A 12,153-nucleotide genomic window follows, 5' to 3' on the forward strand; every position below is an offset into this window, starting at 1 on the left:
GATTAGTTCGCTCTAGAAAAAAAACAATTAACAAAAATCGCTAAATGCCTTTCTATATAAGGGTTCCATCCCTTATAACTCCCGTTCATTGCATAACACAAACCGAAGAGCCACAATTTTTAGGTTGATTTGTATCCATCAAACCAACCTTCACTAAATTAATCCTATTTAACCCATGTCAAAAATGAACCATAACTCTCAAGACAAACAGAAATTACTCAAGCTGTTACTACAAAAAAAAGGAATCGGTGTAAAAACAAATACGATACCTACTAGGAATCCATCTCAACTTGTACCGCTTTCTTTTTCTCAAGAACGACTTTGGTTTTTGTACCAATTAGAAGCTCAAGGCTATACCTATAATATGCCGTTTCGCTTTCAAATTGACGGCAATTTGGATATTGATATCTTTAGAAAAGCTTTAGAAACTATTAGGCAACGTCATGAAGTGTTGCAGACCTGTTTTCAAGAAGTTGACGAAATTCCCCGACAAATTATTAAACCGAAAATTCAGTTAAATTTGCCTTTAGTGGATTTACAGTCTTTATCTTCTGCGGAACAAACCCAAGAATTAGAGCGATTAACCGAACAAGAAATTTATACTCCCTTTGACTTAACCCAAGCTCCTTTAATGCGGACTTTTTTGGTTAAATTAAAAGCTGACTCTTATCTTTTATTTTTGAGTTTACACCATTCTATTTTTGATGGCTGGTCAATGAAAGTTTTACTACAAGAACTTTCTCATTTATATGAAGCTTTTTTACAAAAACAATCTAATCCTTTACCCGATTTACCTATTCAATATGGTGATTTTGCCGTTTGGCAAAGACAACAGTTACAAGGAGATAAACTCACCCAGGAAGTTAATTATTGGCAACAACAATTAACCGGAATTCCACCCTTATTAGAAATTCCCACTGATCATCCTCGTCCTCCCATACAAACGTTTAAAGGCAATAATTGTACATTTAAACTAAGTCCAGAATTAAGCCAACACCTGAAAAATATTAGCCAAACGTCAACCGCTACTTTGAATATGACGCTTTTAACGGCGTTTAATGTTTTATTATATCGCTATAGCCGTCAAGAAGATATTGTGATTGGGATTCCCAGTGGCAATCGACATTTTCCTGAAATTGAACCCTTAATTGGTTGCTTTGTTAATACCTTACCCATTCGCACTCAGTTTAAAGAAAATCTCTCATTTCAAGCTTTATTAAATCAAGTTAAACAAGTGGTTTTAGAAGCTTATGAATATCAAGATTTACCCTTAGAAAAGGTGGTAGAAGCGGTAAATCCTGAACGAAATATAAGTTATAGTCCTTTATTCCAAGTGATGTTTTCTTGGGAAGATATGCTGCACATTAATCATTTTTCGATGGCGGATTTAAAATTAACTCCCGTTCCGATGAATGCTTTAATTGCTCAATTTGATTTAACCTTAGCCATGCAAGAAACGACTGAGGGTTTAGTTGGATCGTTTGATTATAATTGCGCGTTGTTTAATCAAGACACAATTGAGCGCATGATTACCCACTTTAAAACTTTATTAGAAGGAATTGCCGTTAATCCTGAACAATCGATTGAATTATTACCTATTTTACCTTTATCAGAACAAAAGTTATTAGCTCAATGGAATCAGACTAATATTGCTGAAAATCCCAAGGTTTGTATTCATGAATTATTTGAACATCAAGTTTTAAAAACTCCAACTGCGATCGCAATAGAATGGGGCAAGGAAAAAGTTACCTATCAAGACTTAAATGATCGTGCCAATCAATTAGCTCATTATCTCCAATCTAAGGGGGTTAAAGTTGAATCATTAGTGGGTATTTGTTTAGAACAATCTGTATCTATTATTATCAGTTTTTTGGCAATTATTAAAACGGGTGCTGCTTATCTTGTTCTAGCTCCCAATTATCCCCAAGAGCGTTTAAACTATATCTTAAATGATGCTCAAGTCTCGGTATTAATCACTCAAAATACCTTGATTAATTTATTCCGTAATCATCAAGCAAAAGTAGTTTGTCTGGATACTGAAGAAAACTCAATTGCTAGTCAAAGTCAAAACAATTTATTTAACCCTATTCAGCCAAATAATTTAGCTTATATTATTTATACCTCTGGTTCAACAGGCACTCCTAAAGGGGTTATGATTGAACATCAAAGTTTAGTTAATCATAGCTTAGGAATCATTAAAGCCTATGATTTAACAAGTCGTGATCGAATTTTACAATTTGCTTCTTTTACCTTTGATGTAGCTGCTGAAGAAATTTATCCAACCTTTTTAACGGGTGCAACTTTAGTCATGCGTCCTGCATTAATGTTCACTTCTTTAGCTGATTTTACTCAATTTATTCAGCACAATCGTTTAACGATAATTAATCTTCCGGCTACTTATTGGCATGAATGGGTATTAGATTTATCTCAAACTTTAATAACTTTACCAGAAACCCTACGCTTAGTGATTACAGGAAGTGAAGAAGTATTAGCAGAGCGATTAATATTATGGCAAAAAATCCTATCAAATAGTCAACGAGAAGATATCACTTGGTTGAATGCCTATGGACCGACAGAAGCTACGATAACCACCACGGTTTTTAATCCCAATTTGAGTCATAAAATTGCTCAAATTCATTCTGTTGCCATTGGTAAACCGATTACAAATACACAGGTTTATATTTGTGATCGCTATTGTCAACAAGTCCCGATTGGAATACCAGGAGAACTGTTAATTGGAGGTTTAGGTTTGGCCAAAGGTTATCTCAATCGCAATGATTTAACCCGTGAAAAGTTTATTACTCATGCTTTTAATTCATCAGAATATCAACGTTTCTATAAAACTGGAGATTTAGCTCGTTATTTACCCGATGGAAATATAGAGTTTTTAGGACGCATTGATAATCAAGTCAAAATTCGAGGGTTTCGTATTGAAATTGGCGAAATTGAAGCCGTATTAACTGAATACCCAGATGTCCGAGTGACGGCGGTAATTGTTCGAGAAGATCAAAAAAATAATAAACAATTAGTGGCTTATATTGTGCCAAAATCCCCATCCATTGATCCTGCAAAATTGCGGAGTTTTCTCAAACATAAATTACCAGATTATATGATTCCAGCTTTCTTTGTACAGCTTCAAGAATTGCCCTTAATGAGTAGTGGAAAAATTGATCGTAACGCTTTACCCGCACCTACCGCAAGTCAGGATCAAAAAAGGATGATTGCACCCCGAACAGCTACAGAAAAAATTGTTGCTGAGATTTGGCAAGATGTTTTAGGGTTAAAGCAAATTAGTATTTTCGATAATTTCTTTGACTTAGGTGGCCATTCTTTAAAAGCTACCCAAGTGATTTCTCGACTGCGAGAACAATTAGCTATTAATATTCCTTTAAATTATCTTTTTTCAGAACCGACGGTAGCAGGATTATCCTCTAATTTAGACTTGAATTTATCTGATGAAATTGAGAGCGATCAAATCCCAGATTGGCAAGTCGAAATTACCTTAGATCCCTCCATTCAACCGCCGAATCTTGTGGCTCCCTTTCCCCAAAAACCTGCTGATATTTTGCTAACAGGAGCTACGGGTTTTCTCGGAATTCATTTATTAGCTGAATTATTAGACAAAACAGAAGCTAATATTCATTGTTTAATTCGAGACAAAAGTTTAGAACAAGCTCAAGCGAAAATTTACCAGAAATTAAAAACCTTTCAATTATGGGATGAACAGAAAAGCTCTCGTATTATTCCTGTCATTGGTGATTTATCCCAAAAGCGTTTAGGAATGTGTGAACCAGATTTTCTGGACTTAGGGAATCAAATTGATGTGATTTATCATAATGGAGCTTGGGTTAATGCCATTTATCCCTATTCAATACTGAAACCCACTAATGTTTTAGGAACAGCAGAAATCTTGAGATTAGCGTGCTTAATTAAAACTAAACCTGTTCATTTTGTCTCGACGATTTCTATTTTTTCCCCCAGTTATGCCCAAGGAAACTTAATTCAAGAATCTGATCCCCTAGGTATAAATCATGGACTCAATGCCGGTTATACTCAAAGTAAATGGGTCGCTGAAAAATTAATCATGGAAGCTGGAAAACGGGGACTTCCGATGACAATTTTCAGAGCATCTCGAATTATTGGACATAGTAAAACTGGAATTTGTAATAGAGAAGATTTGTTTTGTCGTATGATTAAAGGCTGTATTCAATTAGGAATGATTCCTGATTTTGGCGATAGTACAGAAGACCTCACTCCTGTGGATTATGTGAGTGGTGCAATTATACATTTAGCCAGTCAAGAAAGCTCTTTAGGGAAAGCATTTCATTTGTTGAATTCTCACCCAACCTTAAATCGTGACTTATTTGATTGTGTTCGGGAAATGGGTTATCCGTTGCAGTTGGTTTCTTTTGAAAAATGGCGATCACATTTAACAGAACAATGTAAAATTAATACAGATAATGCTTTATCTCCGGTGTTAGATAATTTTTCAGATGAAAATTTATCCGCAGGTTATCCCCCCCAGTTTGATGCTCAAAATACGGTAATGGGGTTAAAGGGTACGGCCTTTAATTTTCCCCCGATTGATCACAAATTGTTAAAAAAATATTTTGAATATTTTACTAAAAGTGGGTTTTTAACACAATAAATGTCGATTTTATCACACCTCTAAATTCAAAAATCCAGATCATGAATTCCACGAGTTCAATCTTATGTTTAACTTAAAACATAAATTATATTTATTAATTTCAAAATTTTTAGAAGAACAAGAACGGATCGAAAAACATAAAAAACTTTCCGACAATGCTACATTTCACAGTTCCGTCAAATTTATCGGAAAGTGTATAAACTATAGGGAGGATAAAACTCTAATTCAAATTGGAGAGAATACAGTAATTATCGGAGAATTAGCTATATTTCCTTATGGTGGAAAAATAGAAATAGGGAGAAATTGTTATATTGGTGAAGGAACTCGAATTAGATCAGCTACTTCTATCAAAATTGGAAACGAAGTTATAATTTCCGATGATGTCAGTATTTATGATACCGATGCTCATTCATTAAATTATGTTTTAAGACAGAAAGAATTTATGGAAGTACTCATTTTGAATAATCTGATTAAGGATGCTGAGGATGTTGATATACAATCTGCACCCGTGGTGATAGAAGATCATGTTTGGATTGGATTTAATGTTGCGATTCTTAAAAGGGTTAGGATTGGGAAAGGAGCAATTATTGGAGCAGGTTCTGTGGTGACACAAGATGTAGAACCTTTTACCATCGTTGCAGGTAATCCTGCCAAAATTATCAAACGATTATGAATCTGATTCAATTCGGTTAATATTCATTCCTGATCTGTAGAAAATCCAGAAAATAGTAATAATATAATTTCTGATAACAATGCAGATTTTTATGGTATGCTGAATTAATGTCTAACTCAAGAGATAGACATTCAAAGTTATAATGTCACCATTTTAGCCCAAGGAGAATCCTATGAATGTTGCAGAAAAAACCTCAGATAGTATAAATCTCAAAGAAGATACCCGAACTTTCAATCAATCTCTTCAAGAATTTTTAAGATTTATTCAAGTTTATTGGTATCCGAAAGAACACCAGGATAGAGCTTTTTCGCAGATTATTCGTTCCTGGGGAATGCTCGTTTTATTGTTTTTATTATTAGTGGGATTAGTAGGTCTTAATGCGTTTAATAGTTTTGTTTTTAGAGACTTAATTACCTTCACAGAAGCTAGGGATGTAGAAAAATTAACTCATCTTGTCATTATTTATGGGATTACCCTAGGCAGCATGACGTTTTTCGGAGGATTGTCCAAGTTTCTTAAACAACTAATTGCGCTGGATTGGTATCAATGGATCAATAGTAGTATCTTGCAAAAATATTTTAAAAATCGTGCTTATTATCAAATTAATTTTAAAGGGGATATTGAAAATCCAGATCAACGTTTATCCCAAGAAATTCAACCCATTGCCAGAACAACGATGGACTTTTTAACAACCTGCGTCGAAAAACTCATGGAGATGATGGTTTTTATTGTCATCCTTTGGTCAATTTCTAGAACCATTTCTATAGTGCTTTTGGTTTATACGATTATTGGAAATATTCTTGCTACCTATATTACTCAACAATTAAATAAAGTCAGTAAACAACAATTAGAAACCGAAGGAACCTATAAATACGCCATTACTCATGTTCGGACTCACGCCGAATCAATTGCATTTTTTAGAGGGGAAGAAAAAGAGTTAAATATTATTCAAAGGAAGTTCAATCAGGTGATTAAAATTATAATTGAAAAAATTAATTGGGAAAGAAACCAAGAATTTTTTAACCGCGGCTATGAATCCATTGTTCAAATCTTCCCCTTCTTAATTGTCTCCCCATTATATATTAGTGGTAGAATTGAGTTTGGACAAGTTAACCAAGCCAGCTATTGTTGCTATTTCTTTTCCACAGCCTTATCCGTGTTAGTCGATGAATTTGGACGCTCCGGTGAGTTTATTAATTATATTGAACGTTTAGAAGATTTTTCCCAAGCTTTAGAGGGTGTAAGCGAACAAACCAACCCAGTTAATACCATTCAAGTCATTGAAGATAACAATCTAACTTTTGAGGATGTCACCTTACAAACTCCCGATGCCGCTAAAGTGATTGTCGAACATTTATCCCTATCCGTTGAACCAGGGAAAGGTTTATTAATTGTTGGGCCAAGTGGTCGAGGAAAAAGTTCTCTTTTACGCGCTATTTCTGGGTTATGGAATACAGGGACAGGTAATTTGATGCGACCTCCCCTAGAAGATTTATTATTTTTACCCCAACGTCCTTACATCATTTTAGGAAACTTGCGCGAACAGCTAATTTATCCTCAAACGACAACGGAGATGAGTGAATCCCAATTAAAAGAAATCTTACAAGAAGTTAACCTACAAGATGTTCTTAATCGCATCAAAAATTTTGATGAAGAAGTGGATTGGGAAAATATTTTATCTTTAGGAGAACAACAACGTCTAGCTTTTGCGCGACTATTCGTTAATCAGCCAGATTTTGTGATTTTAGATGAAGCCACCAGTGCTTTAGATTTAAAAAATGAAGATCATTTATATAAACAGTTACAACAAACTGGCAAGACCTTTATTAGTGTCGGACATCGAGAAAGTTTGTTTAACTATCATCAAAGGGTTTTGGAACTTTCCGAGGATTCTACTTGGCGTTTAATGAGCATGGCAGACTATCATCCATCAGCAGCGATTGCAACTCATACCAACAATGAGCAAACCGTTGATGAAACGATAGAAATTGTCTCTGAAATAAACAATCAAGACAATTTTACCCATCAAGAAATGCAAAAACTGACCAACTATAGCTTAAGTACCATCAAAAATAAAGCCAGTCGAGGTCAAACGATTGTTGCCAATGATGGCATGAGCTATCGTTATGACAAAACCCTTGATATTGCCAAATGGGTGAGAGTTTAGCTTCTCAGGGAGCTTCGATTGAACCTAAAAAGGTATCTTGCCGCAGTTCGGAAACCTTCAAAGAAGATTCTCGACCGATTACATTGTGAAGTAGGTAGGCGTTAAAAGTTGTCAGACACCCCCCTTATCAAGGGGGGCAGGGGGGATCGGCACCCCCCTTATCAAGGGGGGCAGGGGGGATCGAACCTAAAATCCATTTTTAATTTAATTATAACCAGCTACTTAGCCAATTCAAGTCTGAATTGGTAGATTAAAATCCGCCTGGACTTAAATAACTGGGATTTTCCTGTAGGGAAGTATCGAAGGGATTGGGTAAATCTTGGGTGCGAATTAAAGGCCCAGACTGTTGCTGTTGCATGACATCATAGTATAAAGTTTCGGTTAATTTGGCATCCCGGGTAATCAGATTATCGAAATAGGAACCTTGGGGAAAAGTACGCCAACCAAAAAGAGAGTTGAACTGTCCTAAAATGTTGGTATAGTCGTAGAAACGACCCGTATTGTTATTAACAGCGCGGTTAAACAAACCAGGGATATTATTAAATCCCACCGCCGTATCGGGAGAGGGGACAAGTTGCAATTGTTGGGTTTTTACCGGTGCAGGATTGGTGGCGGGTGAATTTTGGGCGATCGCATTAGACGAACTTAACCAGACTAAACCGGTTAAACAAAACAGGGGAGGAAGTAAAAACTTAGCGCGCATGGGTAAAAATCTCCTCACAGGGATAGGGTTAATTAAAAAATCGCGTCAATGGGATGAGAAAGAAATCAATACTAGCGATCGAGTCAATATATAATGACTTTTGGCTTAATTGTAACCGAAATTTTGGAGTCAGTCAGGCTCCCAATCCTGAAAATATGGCTAATTCCTCGGTAGCGAATCTCGATACTGCTTCCCTGCGTCAATTTCTCCTCGATGCTCTTGTCCGTCTTGCCTATGGAGAGGGGGATTTCACCCTGTCTTCAGGACAAAAAAGCAGCTACTATATCAACGGCAAACAAGTTACCCTCACTGCTGAGGGAGCTTTAGCCGTGGGGCGTTTATTGCTGTCGCTACTGCCTCCAGATACCCAAGCGGTGGCAGGATTAACCCTAGGGGCGGATCCGATTGTCAGCGCCGTTATTGTGGTATCTGCCTACGAAAATCGTCCGATTCCAGCTTTAATTGTCCGCAAAGAGGCAAAAGGTCACGGAACCATGGCTTATATCGAGGGGCCGACTTTAAACCCGGGTGCCGCGGTGGTTGTTCTCGAAGACGTGGTGACAACGGGCAAAAGTGCCATGGTAGCGGTAGAAAGATTACGCGATGCCGGTTATCAAGTAGATTTAATCATTGCTTTGGTGGATAGAGAACAAGGAGGGGCGGAATTTTACCAATCTCAGGGAATACAGTTTCAAGCTTTGTTTTCGATTCGGGACCTACAGGCGGCTTATCACAATAAATAGCGGCGATTGGCGAGAAACGCTCGATAACTGGGTTTTAACAGTCGGATTGGCTGTGGGGATAAACCACAAAGGCACAAAGAACACAAAGAGGAAGACAGATTCAAGCGGGCTGCTTTCGTTGCCTAAACGATAAGTTAAGTAGGTAGGCGTTAAAAATTATCAGAAACCCCCCTTATCAAGGGGGGATTAAGGGGGGATCGGCACCCCCCTTATCAAGGGGGATCCCCCCGCCTATCGGCACCCCCCTTATCAAGGGGGATCCCCCGCCTATCGGCACCCCCCTTATCAAGGGGGATCCCCCCGCCTATCGGCACCCCCCTTATCAAGGGGGATCCCCCCGCCTATCGGCACCCCCCTTATCAAGGGATCCCCCGCCTATCGGCACCCCCTTATCAAGGGGGCAGGGGGGATCGAACCTAAAATCCATTTTTAATTTAATTATAACCAGCTACTTAACTAGATTTTTTTCCTGTGAATAATTGATAACTAGCTGAGGTTGTCGGCGCTAAGAAACAGATGAGAACATTGATAGATTCAGGGTCTAACTATTGACTAATACCTATTCTCGCACGGGGAATCAAGATTCCTTGACTCTCTTGGCTGCTAATGAGTTGAAGCCTTTGTCACTTTACTGATAACCCTCAGACCGACTAACTGTATACTAGGCTATAAGATTTGCTTAAAAATCTTCAGACCATGCCGAACTATTGACAGTACAGCGATCGCCAAATATGAATCAAGGCATAGATTTACAAGAAAGTTTCATTAAATCCCTAACAGACTTGGGATTAAGTGGAGGACTGGCTAAAGCGATTTGGATGCCTTTACCCATGTTCCTGATGATTATAGCCGCCACGGTGGGGGTTTTAGTGTGCGTCTGGTTAGAAAGAAAAATTTCCGCCGCCGTCCAACAGCGTATCGGGCCCGAATACGCAGGACCCTTGGGCGTTTTACAACCAGTCGCCGACGGTCTGAAATTAGTCTTTAAAGAAGATGTCGTCCCCGCTAAGGCCGACCCTTGGTTATTCCTCTTCGGGCCAATTTTGGTGGTGATGCCGGTGTTTGTCTCCTATCTCATCGTCCCCTTCGGCCAAAATCTGCTGATTACTGACCTAAACGTAGGTATCTTTTTATGGATTTCCTTGTCCAGTATTGCCCCCATTGGTTTATTAATGGCGGGTTATGCCTCGAATAATAAGTATTCCTTGCTGGGAGGCCTGCGGGCCGCGGCGCAATCGATTAGTTATGAAATTCCCTTGGCTTTATCGGTATTAGCGATTGTGATGATGTCTAATAGTCTCAGTACCATTGATATTGTCGAACAACAATCCGGTTATGGCATTTTAGGCTGGAATATCTGGCGCCAACCGGTGGGTTTTCTGATTTTCTGGATTGCCGCTTTAGCTGAGTGTGAACGTCTGCCTTTCGATTTACCAGAAGCGGAGGAGGAATTAGTCGCCGGTTATCAAACCGAATACGCGGGGATGAAATTCGCCCTCTTTTATGTGGGTTCCTACGTTAACCTCGTGCTGTCGGCCCTAGTTTTCGCAGTCCTCTATCTTGGTGGTTGGGAATTTCCTATCCCCGTCAATGCTTTGGCCGGCTGGTTGGGAGTGAGTGAAACCAATCCTTGGTTACAAATTATCACCGCTTCCCTAGGGATTACGATGACAGTATTAAAAGCCTATTTTCTCATCTTCATCGCTATTCTCTTGCGTTGGACTGTACCCCGGGTTCGCATTGACCAATTACTCGATTTAGGCTGGAAATTCCTCTTACCGGTATCTTTAGTTAACCTACTACTTACCGCCGCCCTAAAACTAGCTTTTCCCTTTGCTTTTGGCGGTTAATTCCCGTTTTTGCCCTGTTAACCTACTACCCCTCTGACCATCATGTTTAACATCCTCAAACAAGTCAGCGATTACGCCAAAGGTAGCATTCAAGCGGCGAAATACATCGGCGAAGGTTTATCCGTTACCTTCGACCATATGCGTCGTCGTCCGATTACCGTTCAGTATCCCTACGAAAAGTTAATTCCCTCGGAACGTTATCGGGGTAGAATTCACTTTGAGTTCGATAAATGTATCGCTTGTGAAGTTTGTGTGCGAGTTTGTCCGATTAATTTACCAGTAGTGGATTGGACTTTTAACAAGGAAATTAAAAAGAAAGAACTCAAACACTACAGTATCGATTTTGGGGTCTGTATTTTCTGCGGTAATTGTGTAGAATACTGTCCGACTAATTGCCTATCGATGACCGAAGAATACGAACTAGCGACCTATGATCGTCATGAATTAAACTATGATAACGTCGCCCTAGGCCGTTTACCCTACAAAGTCACCCAAGACCCGATGGTAACACCTCTGAGGGAATTAGGTTATCTACCTAAAGGTGTCATCGAACCCCACGATTTACCCGTCGGTAGTCAACGCGCCGGTAAACGTCCAGAAGAAATTACCGATTAATTAGCAGTTAGCTATCAGCCGTCACGGTTTTTAGGTAGGAGAATTGCCAGATTCTGTCTTTTGCCTCTTGCCTGTTGCCTCTTGCCTTCAGAAGCTGATAACTAATAATTAATAACTCTCAAACATAAAAGGAGATGAAACTACTGTGAATTTAGCCGAGGGCGTTCAAATAGTATCTTTTGGCATTTTAGCAGCCCTAGTAATCGGGACAGCTTTAGGCGTGGTACTATTATCTAATATCGTTTATTCCGCCTTTTTATTGGGCGGTGTTTTTATCAGCATTTCGGGTTTATATCTCTTACTAAATGCTGACTTTGTAGCGGCGGCACAAATTCTAATTTATGTGGGCGCAATTAACGTTTTAATTCTCTTTGCCATTATGCTTGTTAACAAGCAAGAGGACTTTTCTGATATTCCTAAACGTTGGATTCGTCGGGCATCTACTGCTTTAGTTTGTGTGGGTTTATTTGTTCTGTTATCGACCATGGTTTTAATCACGCCTTGGTCAATTTCTAGCACTTCTCCCGCAGTAGTGACTAATACTTTAGTAGAAATCGGTAAGCATTTCTTTAGTGATTTCTTACTACCCTTTGAATTAGCTTCCGTGCTATTATTAATGGCCATGGTCGGAGCAATTATTTTAGCTCGTCGTGACCTTATCCCCACCCTAAAAGCTGAAGAACCTACGGCCACAGCTTTAACATTACCCGAACGACCTAGAGAATTAACCGCCCCTAAATAAGACCCAAAAAAG

8 protein-coding genes are annotated in these 12,153 nt (G+C 38.8%); 7 read left to right on the top strand and 1 reads right to left on the bottom strand.

The window, feature by feature from the left end:
• The first annotated feature begins 175 nt into the window (after positions 1-175).
• The 3 genes from VL20_RS01215 to VL20_RS01225 all read left to right on the top strand — a co-directional run bounded on the left by VL20_RS01215 (position 176) and on the right by VL20_RS01225 (position 7,488).
• Positions 176-4,648: a non-ribosomal peptide synthetase gene (locus VL20_RS01215; protein WP_052275370.1), complete on the top strand. Its 4,473-nt coding sequence runs from the start codon at positions 176-178 to the stop codon at positions 4,646-4,648.
• 64 nt (positions 4,649-4,712) lie between these two features.
• Positions 4,713-5,321, top strand: coding sequence for an acyltransferase (locus VL20_RS01220; protein ID WP_052275371.1), 609 nt, complete (start codon positions 4,713-4,715; stop codon positions 5,319-5,321).
• Between the two features lie 172 nt (positions 5,322-5,493).
• Positions 5,494-7,488 (top strand): ABC transporter ATP-binding protein/permease, encoded by a 1,995-nt coding sequence (locus VL20_RS01225; RefSeq protein WP_052275372.1) that lies wholly within the window; start codon positions 5,494-5,496, stop codon positions 7,486-7,488.
• A 250-nt stretch (positions 7,489-7,738) separates the two neighbouring features.
• Here the strand turns inward: VL20_RS01225 and VL20_RS01230 are convergent, their stop codons facing one another.
• Entirely contained in the window at positions 7,739-8,191 is a 453-nt protein-coding gene (locus tag VL20_RS01230; protein WP_052275373.1) for a hypothetical protein, read from the bottom strand.
• A gap of 53 nt (positions 8,192-8,244) precedes the next feature.
• Between VL20_RS01230 and pyrE the strand changes: the two genes are divergently transcribed.
• The 4 genes from pyrE (at position 8,245) to VL20_RS01250 (ending at position 12,141) form a co-directional block, all read left to right on the top strand.
• The gene (gene pyrE / locus VL20_RS01235) at positions 8,245-8,934 is read left to right on the top strand and encodes an orotate phosphoribosyltransferase (RefSeq protein WP_081417843.1); all 690 of its coding nucleotides are present in this window, start codon (positions 8,245-8,247) and stop codon (positions 8,932-8,934) included.
• A gap of 731 nt (positions 8,935-9,665) precedes the next feature.
• Positions 9,666-10,784: an NADH-quinone oxidoreductase subunit NuoH gene (gene nuoH / locus VL20_RS01240; RefSeq protein WP_002775034.1), complete on the top strand. Its 1,119-nt coding sequence runs from the start codon at positions 9,666-9,668 to the stop codon at positions 10,782-10,784.
• Positions 10,785-10,826: 42 nt separating this feature from the next.
• Positions 10,827-11,399 carry an NAD(P)H-quinone oxidoreductase subunit I gene (gene ndhI / locus VL20_RS01245; RefSeq protein WP_002741201.1) on the top strand — a complete coding sequence of 191 codons (573 nt, stop codon included), beginning with the start codon at positions 10,827-10,829 and terminating at the stop codon, positions 11,397-11,399.
• Positions 11,400-11,544: 145 nt separating this feature from the next.
• The gene (locus tag VL20_RS01250; protein WP_002762100.1) at positions 11,545-12,141 is read left to right on the top strand and encodes an NADH-quinone oxidoreductase subunit J; all 597 of its coding nucleotides are present in this window, start codon (positions 11,545-11,547) and stop codon (positions 12,139-12,141) included.
• The last annotated feature ends 12 nt before the right edge of the window (positions 12,142-12,153 follow it).

This window comes from Microcystis panniformis FACHB-1757, assembly GCF_001264245.1.
Taxonomy (GTDB): domain Bacteria; phylum Cyanobacteriota; class Cyanobacteriia; order Cyanobacteriales; family Microcystaceae; genus Microcystis; species Microcystis panniformis.

What these genes read in the sequence shown, in the direction of transcription:
- VL20_RS01215 (WP_052275370.1), top strand. Translation starts at nt 176, where the DNA reads ATGTCAAAAATGAACCATAACTCTCAAGACAAACAGAAATTACTCAAG.
- nuoH (WP_002775034.1), top strand. Translation starts at nt 9,666, where the DNA reads ATGAATCAAGGCATAGATTTACAAGAAAGTTTCATTAAATCCCTAACA.
- VL20_RS01230 (WP_052275373.1), bottom strand. Translation starts at nt 8,191, where the DNA reads ATGCGCGCTAAGTTTTTACTTCCTCCCCTGTTTTGTTTAACCGGTTTA.
- VL20_RS01225 (WP_052275372.1), top strand. Translation starts at nt 5,494, where the DNA reads ATGAATGTTGCAGAAAAAACCTCAGATAGTATAAATCTCAAAGAAGAT.
- VL20_RS01220 (WP_052275371.1), top strand. Translation starts at nt 4,713, where the DNA reads ATGTTTAACTTAAAACATAAATTATATTTATTAATTTCAAAATTTTTA.
- ndhI (WP_002741201.1), top strand. Translation starts at nt 10,827, where the DNA reads ATGTTTAACATCCTCAAACAAGTCAGCGATTACGCCAAAGGTAGCATT.
- pyrE (WP_081417843.1), top strand. Translation starts at nt 8,245, where the DNA reads ATGAGAAAGAAATCAATACTAGCGATCGAGTCAATATATAATGACTTT.